Origin of the sequence: Pseudoalteromonas sp. NZS100, from assembly GCF_015864815.1 — a bacterium.
Taxonomy (GTDB): domain Bacteria; phylum Pseudomonadota; class Gammaproteobacteria; order Enterobacterales; family Alteromonadaceae; genus Pseudoalteromonas; species Pseudoalteromonas distincta.
In genome coordinates this window covers 50229-66611 of sequence record NZ_JADYWM010000020.1, presented here as the reverse complement: position 1 = coordinate 66611, position 16383 = coordinate 50229, and the positions used below count along the sequence as shown (strand labels likewise).

The window sequence follows — 16383 nt, the reverse complement described above, 5'->3', positions numbered from 1 at the left end:
ATTTTAAGGCAATGCAGTAAAAAGCAGTAACTTGTTCATCACCCAATAATTAGGAAATACAGTGTTTAAGCAATTTAAAAATAAAGTGATGGGTGCGCCAACAGCTATGGCCGGTTTAGCTTTGGGTATTGCTAGTATGGGATGGACATGGGAAAACGTTTTTAATTTAAACTCCCAAGGGCAATTTTTGGGAGCGGTACTAGCTGGCGTATTAGTTTTACTTTTGGCTGCTAAGTTTTTACTACACCCTCATTTATTAAAAGCCGATTTAGCACACCCAGTTGCAGGAAGTGTGATCCCTACATTTGCAATGGCTAATCTTGTTATTTCAAACTCAGTTGGGCAATTTAACTCATTAGCTGGCGACATTATGTGGGTTTTAGCTTTTGTGCTGCATCTCAAATTTTTGGTGAGTTTTTTATACCAGCGAGCAAAAAAGTTTAACTTTGAGGATATGGCGCCCAGCTGGTTTGTGCCGCCAGTGGGGATAATTATTGCAGATGTTACTTTTTCGGGAAATCCGACATTAGCGTGGTTAGCTTATAGCGCACTGGTGATTGGTATATCAACGTACAGTATTATGCTGCCAATTATGTTTTATCGCTTTTTATTAGCATTAAAAAGTGACTACGAAATACAGCCAACACTTGCCATTTTAGCAGCGCCTGCCAGTTTAACATTAGCGGGGTATTTTCATATTGTAGCTAATCCATCACTCTTTATAGTGGGGGCATTATTTATATTAGCGATAATAAAAACACTGATTGTTTATGTGTTATTTATAAAGTTATTACGCAGGCCTTTTACGCCGAGCTACGCTGCTTTTACATTTCCAATGGTTATTGGGGCAACTGCATTATTTAAAATGAAAGACTGGATGCAAAGTATAAACCTCGCAATACCATATGTAGATGCAGTTAGTTACTTAGCTACGTTTGAACTTATAGTTGCCACGGCAGTAGTTGGTTATGTAAGTGGTCGGTACTTTTGCCACTTTAAACTATCAAAGGAACAGGTAACGTAGAGTTACTCTTGGGTTGCCTGTGGCTCATTACTTTCTTGTTCAGCTAGTTTTTCGCGCTCAGCTTTTGACACATAACCAGGTTTGTTGCTTTTATGTAGTTTAGCGTTAGTGCGTTTATCTTTCTTTTGAAATTTAGTGACGATTTTTTTACGACGGTTCACAATTAAATACCCTGTTAATTTTAAGTCGCGCATTATACAGTCATCCTCATAAAAGCTGCTATATAAATATTTAACATGAACTCTGGGTAAGAGATTTACCAGCGTATTGAACTATAGTGATATTTAAAATTATTTTCTCTAGCCAGAGATTTTCAGTGAAAACAAGGCGAACTTACGCGTCAATAGCTGGCCTATTGCAAGTAAATTCAACGCAGTTAGCGCTGAAAATAGCTGCTTGAGATAGATTTACTATCCAGAGTTCAGGTTATTTACCTTAAGTTACCTGTGTGTTGAGCGTAAAGAGCTATAAGTAAGTAACTCATAGCGTTATAATTACCGCTCTTAGTTATTAATTAAATGGGAATTGTTTTGAAAAAGTTAGCTTTAGCCAGTATTGCTTTATTTGCGTTTGGTGCTCATGCACAGTTAAATAAAAATATTGATAGCGTTGCCGATTACGCAGTAAATACCTACCAAAATGCTCAAATACATACACTTACTAACTTAGTGGCTTTTCCGACCGTTAATAAAAGCGACATTACAGCTCCTCAAAATCCCGATTTTATTGGCTTTAAAGCACTTTTAAAAATGAAAGCCGCAGAGCTTGGTTTTGACTACCAAGATTTAGGTTACACCGTATTAATAGGTATGGGCGAGCAAAGCGAAAAAGTAACGGTAGTAACCCACGGCGACGTGCAACCTGCTAATGCTAGTAAATGGAAACAAAGTCCTTTTATTATTGATACATCTGAACCGGGAAAATTAGTTGGTCGTGGTACGGAAGACGATAAAGGTGCAATAGCAACAGCGCTTTACGCCATGAAAGCAATTAAAGATAAAGGCATAACGCTTAATAACCGTATTGAGCTGATGATTTATCTTGCTGAGGAGTCTGATTGGGGTCCGCTTACTCAATTTATGAAAACGTATGAACAACCAAAATATGCAGTAACGATTGATGCATCATATCCTGTAGTGGTTGCCGAGAAAGGCTGGAGCTTAATTGCTCCTACCTTTAATGCAACATCACCACAAACGGGTTTATATGTAAAGGATGTAACTGGCGGTGCGTTTAGAAGCCAAATTCCAGAAGATGCCAGCTTAGTACTTCACAATGCAGACGCTGCACTTATTAATACATTAAAAGCAAAAGCCAAAACATTAAATAAAGTTGAGTTTAACTTTAGTGAAAAAAGTAATGGTTTAGCAATAAGTGTTAAAGGTATGTCGGCGCATTCATCAGAGCCGGAGTCGGGTATAAATGCGATTGCGTATTTAGCTGAGTTATTTAAAGGCGTGGAGCTTGAAAATAACAGTGACGGCGAGCTAATCGACTTTGTAAATCAGTTAATTGGTTTAGATATTCACGGTAAACAGTTTGGCGAAATAGCCTATAAGCACGACTTTATGGGCCCGATGACAGTGGCACCAACCGTTATTGAGCGCGATGGTAATACGCTAACGCTTGCTGTAAATGCACGTCGCCCTATGGGTAAAGACGAAGCTGTATTACAAAAGCAAATTGATGATGCGCTCGCTAATTGGCAAGCCACTAACAATGTAACGCTTGCCAACATAGAAACAATTATTGGCACACCTATGCTCCTTGATAGCGCGCCGCATGCGCAAAAGCTGCTTGATATTTTCAAGCATTTTACGGGCGACGAAAAAGCTGACTTTGTATCAATAGGTGGTGGCACTAACGCAAAGCTGTTTGATAACGCGGTATCGTTTGGTCCTTCAATGCCAGGTAAACGCTACACAGGTCACTCAGAGCATGAATTTATGACACTTGAGCAACTTGAACTGAATTTACGTATGTACACAGCAATGATGATAGAGCTAGGTAATATGTAGTTTAAGCCTTACTTAAATTCAATAAGGTTTTAATAAATAATAGGTGTTGGGTATTAATCAGCACCTATGTCCTCAAAATTTACTTCAGGCAAGTTTTCAAAGCTTGGTTTGGCAAATAAATACCCTTGCATAAGCTCAACACCTGCGTTTTTAAGCCACTTATATTCTTCTACTGTTTCAATGCCTTCAGCTAGTGCGGTTATGTTTAAATCGCGAAACATATTTAAGCAATGAGTTACTATTAGTTGGCGTTTTTTGTCGTTGTTAATATCGCGTATGAGCGCCATATCCAGCTTTATAATATCTGTTTGAAAGTCAGCCAATAGATTTAAACCAGAATAACCTGCACCAAAGTCATCGGTGGCGGTTTTAAATCCAAGAGACTGATAGTAATCAACAATGCGTTTAATGTGTGCGGTGTCTTCAATTTTTTCAACTTCAGTAAATTCAAACATAATATTTTGAATTGGGAAGTTATACTTTTTTGCAGCTTCTAGTGTGGTGCGTATACATCGCTCTGGTTTATAAATAGCATTAGGTAAAAAGTTAATGCTTAGCATTGATGTTATGTCCAGCTTTGCGGCTAGTTGAATGGCTTTAATACGACAAAGCTGATCAAATGCATAGCGGTTGTCTTCATTCACTTTTGAAATAATTGAATAAGCAGACTCGCCATTTAAACCCCTAACCAATGCTTCATAGCCATAAATAAGATTAGTTTTACAGTTTATAATCGGTTGAAAAGCCATAGAAAAATCAAATTCAAGATCGTTGGCGTCAGCACAATTACTACATGTCACTTTTTCACAATCTTTTGATTTTTCGATCACTTAGTTCATCCTCTTATGTTTATTTTTAAAGTTAGTTGAGGGTAGATCCTAACACAAACAGATTAAAGTATTAGTTTATATTTTTTTTAACGTAATAAGTAATTATTTATATGTGAGTGATATTATGACTAATGTCATGCTATTTAATGACATTTGGCAGGGGTTTACATTTCGTTTTTATATAAAAATAGATTTATACATTAACGGGAGGATAAACATGAATACATCAACAACAATATTTCAAAGTTTTAAACAGTATGCAGTTGCTTTAGTGTTTTTAGGATTAATTAATTTAATTACATCACCAAACACCTTATGGGTGATTTGGCCCGCGCTTGGCATGGGGATCGCTTTATTATCTGAAGTCTTAGGTATAAGCAGCTCTAAAAAGGTATCTTGATGATTAGTAAGCCAAGTAATAATTTACTTGGCTTTAATTTAATGTGCTTTATTTACAGTAATCTAAACCTAAATATTTAAAATGCTGATTGAAGTGTCGCATCTAGTGATATTTCGGTATTTAAGAGTTTTGAAATAGGGCAGCTCTTTTTGGTTTGCTCACATAAGGCTTGAAACTGCTCGTTTTGAATATCATCAATACGCGCTTTTACCTCAAGGGCAATATGCGTCACCGAAAAACCATCATCTACTTCATCAAGGCTTACAGTGGCTTTAGTATCAATTTTATCTGCGGTAAAGCCTGCATCACCTAATGCAAGTGAAAGCGCCATACTAAAACATGCACTGTGCGCTGCACCTACTAATTCTTCAGGGTTTGAGCCTGCCTCATCTTCAAAGCGGGTATTAAAACCATATGGTTGTTTATTAAGCGCGCCACTTTGAGTTGATATGCTACCTTTGCCTGTTTTAATGTCGCCAGACCACGTTGAACTTGCCGTTTTTTTAATAGTCATCATCTTCTCCTTGCTTGAGTGTAAGCTTTTCAGGTTAGCTAAGCGTTATTTACAAAATAAACTTATATAAAGCCTTAAAAGCACTAATTACTGATGATGTTGCAAAATAGACGCCAGTTAATTATTACTCTTATTTATTACGCCTGCAGCGCTCTGAGCAGAAAATAACGTTATCCCAGTCGCGCTGCCATTTTTTACGCCACGTAAAAGGTTTATTACAAATAGGGCATATTTTTTGAGGTAAGTTTAGTTTTTTGTGCGCCATGCTTACTCAGCCTTACTGTTACTTTTAGTATCCGTTTTACTTTTTGTTCGAGTAACTTTTTGAGTACCCCCAACGTGCTTTTTAAGAATTTTCCCTATGGCGCGTTTAACATCGGCTCGCTCACGGTATTGCCATAAGCGCTCGCGTGCTTCTTTTGAAGCCGCTGTTAAATCAAGCATGGGTTCAGGGTAATCCTCCCCTAACTTAAAGTCGTTAAAGAGTGCTTCCATCGGAGTTTGCTCCCAAGGCTGATGTAAATATTCAATAGGGAGTTTTTCAAGCTCGGGGCACCACTTTTTAATAAACGAACCTGTTGGGTCTTGATCTTCTGATTGTTTAATTGGGTTGTAGTGCCTAATGGTGTTAATGCCTGTTACCGAGGCTTGCATTTGAATTTGCGGATAGTGAATGCCAGGCTCAAAATCTAAAAAGTAATTAGCGAGAGGAAAGCTTGCTTGCTGCCAGCTTATATTTAAATGATGCGTTACAAAGCTTACAAGCATGGCGCGCATTCTAAAGTTTATATAGCCGGTGGCTTTTAAGCAGCGCATGCAAGCGTCAATAATGGGAATACCTGTTTGACCTTGCGCCCAGCGTTCAATATCGTTTTTAACATGTTCATCATCACGATACGGAAATACATGATAACCCGGATTAAGGGCTAAAAACTCCATAGAACATTCGCTCTCAAACTTTTGCATAAAGTGGCAGTGCCAATGCAAGCGCGATACAAACGCTGCTAGTGGACGTTTCCAGCCTCTTTTATCAGGGTGTTTTGAATGATATTCATCAATTGCCATTTGATACACTTGCCTAAGGCTAATGTTCCCCCACGCTAAATACGGGGAAAGCCGAGAGCAATGTGTTTGGCTTAGACTTGGGCTCGATATTCCTTTTTGATAACCTTTACCGCGCTCGGCAAAAAAGCTCTGCATTACAGTTCGCGCATGCAATGGGCCACCTTGTTGAAAGCTGTCGTGATCTTGCGTGTAGGCGCTTGGTAGCTCAGGTGTTTGGTAGTTATTGAGGGTAATTGTTTTTATACTCTTCCAATTAGGGACAGCAATAGGTGCTTGCATTGTTTGCTGCCAGCGTTCGTTCCAATTATTACGATTTTTTTTGCCGCGAATAACCGCGCCTGTTTGCGACTCTTGCCAATTAATATGGTTATGCTGGCACCATGCTTTTATTGCTTTATCACGCTCAAAGGTGTTGTTTAAGCCTATTTCTTGATGGCTAAAAATATTTACTATTTCAAACTGTGCCTTTAACGATTCAAGTAAATCGCTCATATTTAAATTAAATATATAAACACAGGCGTTAAAACGCGCTAGCTGATTATTTAACTCAACTATTGATTGATACACAAAGCGCCAGTGCCGCTCATTGTAGTGTGCATCTTCGAGCAGTAATGGCTCAAAGTTATAAAGTAACAGGGTCGGTAAGCCATTACTAAATGCATTTTTTAATGGTTGATGATCGCTAAGACGTAAATCACGTTTAAACCACACGATGTTTATTTTTTCTTTCATACTGGCAATATTAAAACCGTGGCATTATAAATAATAAGACAAAACCAATACGTATTAAATGTAAAAGAAGACTAGTGGAAAAACGATTTTGATATAGGCAACTCATGTTAAGTTGATACTAAAATGAGTCGCCAATAAAAGAAGTATTATAAATAGGGAGAATTACCTTGATACTTAAGCAATTTTGGCACTTGCAGTCATGTGAGACTACACCTATTAAAGCTTCACCAATTGCAACTACTTCCATTGTCTTTTCCTAAAACTTGCGGGGGTATCGCTTTGTATGACGATACCCTCAGTTAGGGTGAAATTAAAAACGCTTACCAATAGTAAAGCTAAAGACACGAGATAAGACAACGCGCGCATTAAATATAGTTGATTGATCTGCTACCGTTTCACCTGAGTGAAACTTCCCTCTGATAAGTTTCCTGAGTTATTTAGGTTTTTAACATCGACACGAAGATTTAAGGGTACTCGCCGAGATATCATGGAATGTAGGTAGGGCATCAAAGGCTCCAAACGTTGCTACTGTTTTGGCTCCGCACTTAGTAGCAAAGTCGATAGCCTTTGAAACGTTAGTAAAGTTACTTGCCCAGTCAGTAAATTCTGTTTTATTACTCACTAGCGAAGATATTTGATATAAAAAACCACCTACAAACGCATCGCCTGCAGCTGTGGTATCCACAACATATGCCTGAGGGCAAGGATAAGTACCACTAAATGAGCTAGATGAAAAAGTAATAGGCTCGCCACCATCGGTCATTAAAACTAAAGCTACGCCACTATCTACCCAACTTCTAATGGTGGTATCAATATGCTCTATTCCATAAAGCGAGATCAGCTCATCTTTACTCGCTTTAATAACATCAACTGTTTTAGCAACATCCTCAATAACAGATTTAGCTGTGAGTGGTTCATCCCAGAAGGCTGAACGAAAGTTAATGTCAAAGCATGTAACCGAGCCTGATTCTTTAAAGTGTTTTAGCGCATGTAAGGTTGTATTTAATACTAAAGGTTTTGCAAAAGAGCCTGAACAAAAACTCACAATTTTAGGTGTTGAAAATAAAGAGGGCTCTAAATCGGTTATTTGTAAATTGTAATGTGCAGCATCTTTATCGTAAAATTCAAATGTACGTTCACCGTTTTCATCCAACGATACGAACGCGAGTGCCGTCTTCCCTTTTTTTGAAAAGCCAACATAAGATGTGTTTACATTATACATTTTGAGTGCATTTATTAAAAAGCGACCAAATTTATCATTGCCTACTTTACCAAGCAAATAACTTGAACCACCAAGCTTTGCTACGGCTACAGCAACATTAGCAGGTGCGCCTCCGGCAAACTGTGTGAAGTCTAGTTCGCTATTTGATGCCTTATTGTGCATGCAGTCATGTGAGAGTATATCTATTAAAGCTTCACCAATTGCAACTACTTCCATTATATTTTCCTAAAAATTGCGAGGGTATCGCTTTGCATGACGATACCCTAGATTAGAGTAAAATTAAAAACGCTTACCAATAGTAAGGCTAAAGGTACGAGGTAAGACAACGCGCGCATTAAATGTAGTTGCTTGACCTGCTACCGTTTCACCTGCGCGAGGATCTCCCTCTGATAAGCCTTCTGAGTTATTTAGGTTTTTAACATCGGCACGAAGGTAATAACCGTCTTCGTTTTCAAGGGATAAACCAAGGTTTAACATGCCATACATAGGCAGTTCTGCTGTGTTGGCGTCGTCGGCATAACGTTTACCGCTCCAAGAGTAGCTACCATGAATAGCTGCCATACCCCACGAAAAATCTTCAAACTGATAGCTACTAGTTAATTGGCCAAAGTGCTTAGGCACACGTACAGGTAAGTTGCCGTTTATATCAATAGAGGCAGAGCTTCCATTAGCATCCAAGTATTGCGCCGCTGGTGTGTTTACAAATTCGGGTGATTGGTACGTTGCAGATACACCAATGCGCCAGTCTTGGGTGATTTGCAGGTTAAATTCGGCTTCTACACCTAAGGTTTCTGTGTTTCTAAAGGCTTGACGTTGCACTACTTGACCATTTTCAACAGTAGGTACATTAAAGAATAAATCATCCGCACCGGCGAAGTAACCGGTTACAAATGCTGCGACATCACCTTCGTTATATTTAATGCCCACTTCGGCCATTACCGTTGAAGCTGGTTGTGTTTCACGTCTCTCAGAGTTATTAAATTGATTAATTTCCTCTTGACTAGTTAGGTTGGTAATCGCCATGTATTTATCTACATCAGGCATACGAAAACCATCTGCATATCGAGTGAATACCGCTAAGTCGTCGTTAAATTTGTAGTTAGCTGCAACTGTCCATGCCATTTCGTTGTATTCAACATTAAAGTTTCGGTAAGTCCCATCACCAAAGGGCAGGGTAATATTCCCATTGACGGTATCAGTATCGCTGGCAAAACTGTCAATTGTGTAATTAGCTTGGTTTTGCGCTTCCCCATCTGCTTTGAGGGTTTCGTACCTTAGGCCCAGATTAAACGACACATCTTCAAGCTCGTATTCAAAGTCAGCAAAGGGCGCCAGGGTATTTTCACTATAAACAATATCGGCAAAACCATGTGATCCAGCCTGAATACCTTTGTAAGTACCGCTGGCAATGTCAAGACCTTGTGCATCTGTAAATACAACATCTAAGCGCTGCGGCAGGGGCTCTACTGATTGCAGTGTATTAATTCGATAGTCGGTAACATGGCCATTAATATTAGAGAAGAATAAGCCAAAATTAGCATAAAGAGTCCCTTCGCCTACATCATCAAAGGTGTAGTTGAATCTGGTTTCGTTTTGAAAGTTATCGCCTTCAAAACGTCTATGCCAAAAGCCTGCGTTTATTCCGTATCCATTGGTGTTGTAGGTATTTACGTTGCTTGAATCAGCCAATACAAAGCCGTTTCCTGCATCGCGTATATCGTAACTTAGGTTACCATCAACCATGGCACCTGCAAGGACATCAGTATTTGCAGCATATATAGCTTGTGCTTTACTAGCTAACGATTCGGCGTTACCTACGTTAATGATGCCGGTAAAGGTTGTTAGCATATCGGTATAACGCATTTGATTTGAAAAGACTAAGTTTTCGTTGATTTCAATTTCGGTTGTATTGCCAAAGTAGGTCACATTAGCGTAGTTACCATCTGCAATATCCAAATCAATGTCGCCGCTTGGGGTGTTATTAAGAGTTAATAAACGCGCACCTGCTGAGTTACCGGTGGTGCCATCTCTGATATCCATCCCGCCTGGGATTGTTTTAGCATTGGTGGTTGAGCCTATTAATGGCTGAGGAATAAAAAAGAATGATCTATCGTTTTGTTTATTAAACTCAAAGCGGGTAAAGCCGCTGCCATCTTTAAAAAAGTGCTTAATATTGCCATTAAGCTCACCACCTTGGTTAGCTGTATACCCCGGATCGCGTGCGGAGTCATCCTTGCGATACCAAGCGCCAACAGCATAGGTTGTCTGATCGTCTATTGATCCGCTAACCCAACCTTGTCCACCTAGGCGGTTGTTGCTGTTGGTTTCAAAAAACACATCACCTTGGGTATCATCGGAGCCTTCACGAGAAATAAAATTAATAAACCCAGCTGGCGCGCTACCAACAAAAATTGACGAGGCACCACCACGAATAGCTTCAACGCTGCCAACAAAATTAGACAAACGGGTAAAGCGATCATTTTGAGTAAATAAAATATCTTGATTATAAAACACGGTCATACCATCACGAAGTAGTGCTGTAAACTCTGTTTGCGTTGATAACGGAAAGCCTCGTGGGGCTACGTTGTTACCGGTTTCTCCACCGGTGTCTTCGGCATGAAAACCAGGAATACTTCGCACTAATTCAGCAACACTGTGCGGAGCCAATTGCTCTAACTTTGCTTCGTTAAAGGTAGTTATTGCATTAGTTGATTCGATTTTCTCTTTTGGCCGAGATGTTCCCGTTACAATGATGCGCTCAAACCCTAAATCACTTTTTGCTTCTTGTTGCTCTTGTGACAAGACGCTAGGGGATATGGATAGACCTACAGCGACTGCAATTAGAGTCATTTTTGCTGATACTTTCATTTTTCTGTTCTCTCTTTGTTGTGTGTGTATACAAATTTGCGGTTTTATTAATCAAACATGTCAGTGTTATCAAATTTGTAAATAGAATGTAGAGAACTTAAAATAATAAATCAACTATTATTACTTATTATTTTTTGTACAGCTTTTTGATTGTTCAAGTGAATTTTTTCCTCTGATAAAAAATAAATAAGCAGCCAACGTTACCGATGGCTGCTTTTTAACTTTAAAGTATATTAGTGGTGTGAAAGGCTTGCGTGATCTTGAGAAAAGTTGATAAGTAACGGAAGGTTAGCGCAGCCTACTGATTGAGCCTTGGCGCCAATAGAGCCACTTTGTACTTCACAGCGATTAATACCGCGATGATCAGCCTGGCTCAATTTTAACTTTGTTGCCAAAACTATTTTTTCTCTGACATTGATAGGAATGGCGCCATCAATGACAATCGCCTCAAAATCAAAAATAGCTAAAGAACACAATGCCGCGTAGGCGAGACCATCTGCAACTTGGTCTATCCACTTATCGAGTACGGGGCCTAAGTCTCCCCAATACTCTTTTGAACTCCACAGTATGTCAGTATTGTAGCCATCACCTTTGAGCATTTTTTCGAGAATATACAGTGATGATTGCATAATAAGTTGTTGGGAGGTTAGTTGACCTTCACTATTAAGCATAGGCCTAGGTAATGAGCCTATAGCGCCGGCATTACCTTTTTTACCGGTAAATAAGGTTTCGTTTATAACAACTCCACCACCAATAAAAGTACCAATAAAAATATATAAAAAATCGCTAAAACGAGCAGGATTACCAAAGCTTAATTCAGCTGAACAAGCCGCGGTATCATCATTACATACATACACGGGAAGATGTACAATTTGATTTATTTTTTCTTTAAAATCAAAAGACTTCCATTCATTCAATACTGTTTTTGGAGCGCCGGCTTCTTCTGTCCAGTTCCAAATTTCGTAAGGGGTTGCAACACCCACACCTAAGATACGCTTGGCTAATTCGTCACTTAAGCTCATTTTAAGTACGCTGATCCCTTTCTCTAAAAAGGTTAGCAAGCTCTGTACTGTGGGGTAAGCGCAGTTTTCGTGCAAAGTTGCGCGTATATTTCCTACTAAGTCAATCAAGGTTAAATCAAAACTGCGACGACCTACTTTTAAGCCAATTCCAAACGCACCATCTGGATTTAACGCAAATGGGATGGTTGGTTGGCCAACCTTACCACGCTGAGGGTCTTTCCGTATTAATAACGATTCGGCTTCTAAACTATTGATAATTACTGTGACGGCCTGTGCTGAAAGCCCTGTTTTTTGTGCTATTTCAGCTTTTGGAGCACTACCGTGTTGGCGAATTAATGACATAATTCGGCGTTCATTATGAGCACGCAGGCCAGATTGGCTTCGGCCTTCTTGTAAAGAGAGTCGAGGGTTTTTAGATTTGATAATTATTCCTACCTAGTTGTTATTATCTTGAATAACCTGATTAATTGTACACCGAGTGTGTGTAATTGGCGACTATATTAGCTTTATTGCCGGGTTCATTTCTTATTATTAAATTTACGACAGAGTATAAATAAGTCACAGGAGGTCAATAAATAACTATAGTTGATTTATTGACGGAGTGATATTTAACTGGTTAAATGCTTTACTTAACATTAACAACTGAGACACGGCAATGACCACACACACACACACACAAACACCTCTTGTCTCCAAGGAGATGGTGGTTCCCTTTATTTTACTTGTTCTGTGCTTTGCTGCATGGGGAGCTGCGGCAAACATGACTGATCCGCTAGTAAAAGTGTTTAGTAAAATTTTTACTATGTCGTCAGTGCAGTCTGCATTGGTACAATTTAGCTACTATGGAGCTTACTTTTGCTTAGCTATTCCGGCGGCATATATCAATAAACGCTTTTCGTATAAAACAGGTGTGTTAACCGGTTTAGGGATGGCTGCAATCGGAGCATTTTTGTTTTATCCCGCCAGCCAAGCAATGACTTATGGCTTTTTTTTAGTGGCTTTGTTTGTGTTAGCTGGAGGCTTATCTATTTTAGAGACATCAGCAAACCCTTATGTAATGGGAATGGGCACCCAACAAGGTGCAACTCGCAGGTTGAATTTGGCGCAATCATTTAACCCTGTTGGTACTAATATTGGTGTTTTTTTAGCCGCCACCCTTATTTTACCAAAGCTCAATACAGCAACCTCTGGTGAGCGCACAAATATGAATAGTGAGCAATTAACCAGCATTATAAGCGCAGAACTTGATGCAGTTATGGTGCCTTATGTTGGTATGGCTTGTGTGTTGGTTTTTATTTGGTTGGCAATTGCGTTTACTAAAACACCTAATTTTTGTAAGCAAAAAAAAGTCTCTAAGCATGTAGAATTTAGTGCAACGTTTAAGCGCTTGTTTAAAAATACCCATTACCGCTTTGGTGTTATCGCCCAGTTTTTTAATGTTGCGGCGCAAACTTGTGTATGGACATTTACCATCCAGTACGTAATGGAGGCACTCGATACAAATGAAGTTACCGGGGGAAGTATTTTACAATACAGTATGATCACCTTTTTAGTTTCTCGATTTGTAATGACCTGGCTTATGGGATTTATTCGTCCTGCCAAACTGTTAATGGCAACCTCTATTATTGCAATGCTGCTGTGTTTTTATATGGTGAAAATGCCAAATATAAGTGGCGTATGGGCGCTGGTAAGTATATCGGCTTGCTTATCATTAATGTTTCCAACTATTTACGCGATTTCACTACATGGGTTAGGCGATGATGCAAAACTAGGTGCTGCTGGTTTAGTAATGGCTATTTTAGGTGGAGCGATAGTTCCTGTATTCCAAGCTGTGTTTATTGATACATACAGTGTCGCGTTTTCTTATGTTGTGCCTGCGGGGTGTTTTATTATTGTTGCAGCTTATGCTGCATTTGATTTAAAAACAAAAGTCAGAGTATTCAATAATGTAGCGCCTTGCTAAATGGATTGAAAACCGAGCCTGTAGGCTCGGTTTTACTTTTTAACTTTTCTCATTTGTAAATCTTCTTTAACCCCAACCTTCATCGGATTAAGATATTAGGCATGTTGATATTCTTATTTAGTTGAAAAAATATGTTTTTAGATCTCACCGAAAATACCAACCAAAATGTTTACTCTTACTTAGTAGGCGGTATCAGCCCAAGGCCTATCGCATGGATAAGTACATTAAATAGCGAAGGTATTGCAAATATTGCGCCTTATTCATTTTTTACTGTGGCTAGCTGCAAGCCAGCTGTTTTAAGTGTTACGCAAGTAAACCCAAGTGATAAAACGAATAAAGATACGCTCAGTAATTTAATGGCAACTAAAGAATGCGTGGTTAATATTGTCAGCCAAGAGCTAGTTGAAAAAATGAATCAAAGTTGTGCAAATTATCCTAGTGATATAAGCGAATTTGATGCAGCTAACATTGCCCAAGCTCCAAGTAAGTTAGTTAACGCGCCAAGCGTTGCCGATTCAAAAGTACGGTTTGAATGTAAGTTACGCGAAGTTATTAGTATTTCAAATGAGCCTGGCGGTGGAAAAATGATGTTGCTGGATGTAGTGGGTATTTGTATAGACGATAAAGTGATGAGTGGTGGCTATATTGACCCTGAATTATTAAATGCAGTGGGCAAAATGGGCGGCGATTACTTTAGTACAACCAAAGGTAAGTTTTTGCTTAAAAGGCCACAGTTGTGAAATAATCGTTTACTTAGGAATACAATAATAAAAGGATTTACGAATGTTTAAGTTCATTTTCACTTTGTTAATTGCTTTGCAAAGTTTTGGCTCTTTTGCCACACAAGATAAAAAACTCCCTATAGAAGTTTTTGCAGGGTTAAAAGATTTTAGCCAAGTTAAGCTATCTCCAAATGGTAAGAACCTCGCTTTTGTAAGAAATCATCAAGGGACTTTAATCTTAATGGTTAAAAACTTGGAGACGGGGGTTACTACACCAATTATAAACTCAAATAACCATACAGTGTTTTTTGATTGGTATAACTGGGCAAATGATGACGTACTATTACTTGGTGCTCGCTATATAAAATATCAGTTTGGCGGAGTTAAATATACATCAACGCTTATGTATGCGTATAACTTTAAAAATGATAAAGGTCTTAAATTAGCTTTTAAAGCCAACACAGTAAGAGATGAAATCCAGCCACAATATTCAGACCGAATTGTTAGTTTTTTACCTGAAAAAGAAAATAAAATTTTAGTTCAAGGGGATTTTAAAATAGCAAATACCCCAGCAGTTTATGAGTTAGATTTAACCACATTACGTAAGACCCAAATACAAAGGCCACGCAGTAATGTTGTTACTTGGTTTGCCGACAGGCAAGGTAAAGTTCGTATTGCAAAAAAAATGGACGATACGCAATTTACTTACGATTATTTTGATGAGAATAAACAGTCGTGGGAAACTTTATTTGATTATGAGGTTTTTAGTAAGCAAAGTATTTCTATATTAGGGTTTGATAAAGACTCTAATTTTTTATACATCACTGCGTTACATGAGGGGCGCGATGCATTATTTAAACTCAATTTAACGACTAAAGCTCGCGAGCTAATTTACAGTAATAGTAAATATGATTTTGATGGGTCTATTTTTTATTCACAACAAACTGGCGAAGTTGCAGGCTTTACTGATTCCCATTTAGATGATGGTATTAAATATTGGGATAAAGACTTAGATAAATTACATCGTTCTTTGCGCGTATCGCTCCCTAAAGATGAATATAAATTAGACATTGTAAGTACCAGTAAAGATCAGCAAAAATATATACTCTATATTAGCTCAGACAAAACGTCGGGTAGTTATTTATTTGGGGATAGAGTAAAAAAGCAGGTGAGTGCAATTGCTGATGTTTATCCGCAAATAGATGCCTCTGTATACAGAGGCAAAAAGCGCATTAGCTACAAGGCAAGAGATGGCTTGAAAATAGAAGGCTATCTAACTCTACCAGTAGAATATAAAGAAGGTGATAAGTTACCAACAATTATATTTCCACATGGCGGCCCCATGGCAAGGGATTATGCTAATTTTGATTACTGGACAGCTTTATTAGCCTATAACGGATATGCTGTTTTACAGCCTAATTTCCGTGGTTCGAGTGGCTATGGGCACGACTTTTTAATGCAGTCAATCCAAGGTTTTGGTTTGGCTATGCAAGATGACTTGCAAGACGGTGCAAACTGGTTAATTGACCAAGGAATAGCACAAGCAGATAGCATTTGTATTGGTGGTGCTAGCTATGGTGGCTATGCAGCGTTAATGGCTGTAATTAAGCACCCAGAAACGTTTAAATGTGCAGCTAGTTTTGCTGGGGTAAGTGATTTACAGTATTTAGTGAGTAAAGCACGACACTTTACAAACAAAAATATCGTTAGAAAGCAGTTTGGAACTGATGATGATTTACTAGAAGCTAATTCTCCAGTGAATTTTGCTAAAAAAATAACAAGACCAATATTGCTTGTACATGGAACTGACGACAGTGTGGTACCTGTTTATCATAGTAGAGAAATGCAGGATGAACTTGATGATGAAGCAAAAGATGTTACTTATATTGAGCTTGAGGATGGCGATCATTACTTATCTTATCAAGAGCACAGAGTTAAAACTCTTCAGGCATTTTTAGACTTTTTTGATAAACATTTGAAAAAAAATAAATAGCCAGACTCCA

Annotated in this window: 14 protein-coding genes; 6 read left to right on the top strand and 8 right to left on the bottom strand. The window is 38.6% G+C overall.

Annotated features, from left to right (window positions below; all coding sequences use genetic code 11):
- Positions 1–61: 61 nt before the first annotated feature.
- On the top strand, positions 62–1024 hold the full coding sequence (locus I6E69_RS17215) for a TDT family transporter (RefSeq protein WP_197121736.1): 963 nt from the start codon (positions 62–64) through the stop codon (positions 1022–1024).
- 2 nt (positions 1025–1026) lie between these two features.
- Here the strand turns inward: I6E69_RS17215 and I6E69_RS17210 are convergent, their stop codons facing one another.
- Positions 1027–1218, bottom strand: a complete 192-nt coding sequence (locus tag I6E69_RS17210) for a DUF2986 domain-containing protein (RefSeq protein ID WP_007581250.1) — start codon at positions 1216–1218, stop codon at positions 1027–1029.
- A gap of 336 nt (positions 1219–1554) precedes the next feature.
- On the opposite strand from I6E69_RS17210, the gene I6E69_RS17205 reads away from it, so the two are divergent.
- Positions 1555–3042, top strand: coding sequence for a dipeptidase (locus I6E69_RS17205; RefSeq protein ID WP_197121735.1), 1488 nt, complete (start codon positions 1555–1557; stop codon positions 3040–3042).
- Positions 3043–3095: 53 nt separating this feature from the next.
- Here I6E69_RS17205 and I6E69_RS17200 read toward each other — a convergent pair whose 3' ends face one another.
- A complete protein-coding gene (locus I6E69_RS17200) occupies positions 3096–3872 on the bottom strand; it encodes an EAL domain-containing protein (protein ID WP_197121734.1) in 777 nt (258 codons plus the stop codon).
- A gap of 217 nt (positions 3873–4089) precedes the next feature.
- On the opposite strand from I6E69_RS17200, the gene I6E69_RS17195 reads away from it, so the two are divergent.
- Complete coding sequence (locus I6E69_RS17195) at positions 4090–4272, top strand: 2TM domain-containing protein (RefSeq protein ID WP_002958152.1); 183 nt, start codon at positions 4090–4092, stop codon at positions 4270–4272.
- 76 nt (positions 4273–4348) lie between these two features.
- Here the strand turns inward: I6E69_RS17195 and I6E69_RS17190 are convergent, their stop codons facing one another.
- The 6 genes from I6E69_RS17190 to I6E69_RS17165 form a co-directional block, all read right to left on the bottom strand.
- Positions 4349–4786, bottom strand: a complete 438-nt coding sequence (locus I6E69_RS17190; protein WP_024593544.1) for an OsmC family protein — start codon at positions 4784–4786, stop codon at positions 4349–4351.
- Between the two features lie 130 nt (positions 4787–4916).
- Entirely contained in the window at positions 4917–5051 is a 135-nt protein-coding gene (locus tag I6E69_RS17185) for a DUF2256 domain-containing protein (protein ID WP_076916399.1), read from the bottom strand.
- A 2-nt stretch (positions 5052–5053) separates the two neighbouring features.
- Positions 5054–6583 carry a cryptochrome/deoxyribodipyrimidine photo-lyase family protein gene (locus I6E69_RS17180; RefSeq protein ID WP_197121733.1) on the bottom strand — a complete coding sequence of 510 codons (1530 nt, stop codon included), beginning with the start codon at positions 6581–6583 and terminating at the stop codon, positions 5054–5056.
- Positions 6584–7028: 445 nt separating this feature from the next.
- Positions 7029–8021, bottom strand: coding sequence for a carbohydrate kinase (locus tag I6E69_RS17175; RefSeq protein ID WP_197121732.1), 993 nt, complete (start codon positions 8019–8021; stop codon positions 7029–7031).
- Between the two features lie 63 nt (positions 8022–8084).
- Positions 8085–10673: a TonB-dependent receptor gene (locus I6E69_RS17170; RefSeq protein WP_197121731.1), complete on the bottom strand. Its 2589-nt coding sequence runs from the start codon at positions 10671–10673 to the stop codon at positions 8085–8087.
- A gap of 233 nt (positions 10674–10906) precedes the next feature.
- A complete protein-coding gene (locus tag I6E69_RS17165) occupies positions 10907–12064 on the bottom strand; it encodes an ROK family transcriptional regulator (RefSeq protein WP_220486982.1) in 1158 nt (385 codons plus the stop codon).
- Positions 12065–12350: 286 nt separating this feature from the next.
- Between I6E69_RS17165 and fucP the strand changes: the two genes are divergently transcribed.
- From fucP to I6E69_RS17150, 3 genes are all read left to right on the top strand, one after another.
- Complete coding sequence (gene fucP, locus I6E69_RS17160; RefSeq protein WP_029753314.1) at positions 12351–13658, top strand: L-fucose:H+ symporter permease; 1308 nt, start codon at positions 12351–12353, stop codon at positions 13656–13658.
- A gap of 131 nt (positions 13659–13789) precedes the next feature.
- Entirely contained in the window at positions 13790–14398 is a 609-nt protein-coding gene (locus tag I6E69_RS17155; RefSeq protein WP_197121730.1) for a flavin reductase family protein, read from the top strand.
- A 43-nt stretch (positions 14399–14441) separates the two neighbouring features.
- A complete protein-coding gene (locus I6E69_RS17150) occupies positions 14442–16373 on the top strand; it encodes a S9 family peptidase (RefSeq protein WP_024598254.1) in 1932 nt (643 codons plus the stop codon).
- The last annotated feature ends 10 nt before the right edge of the window (positions 16374–16383 follow it).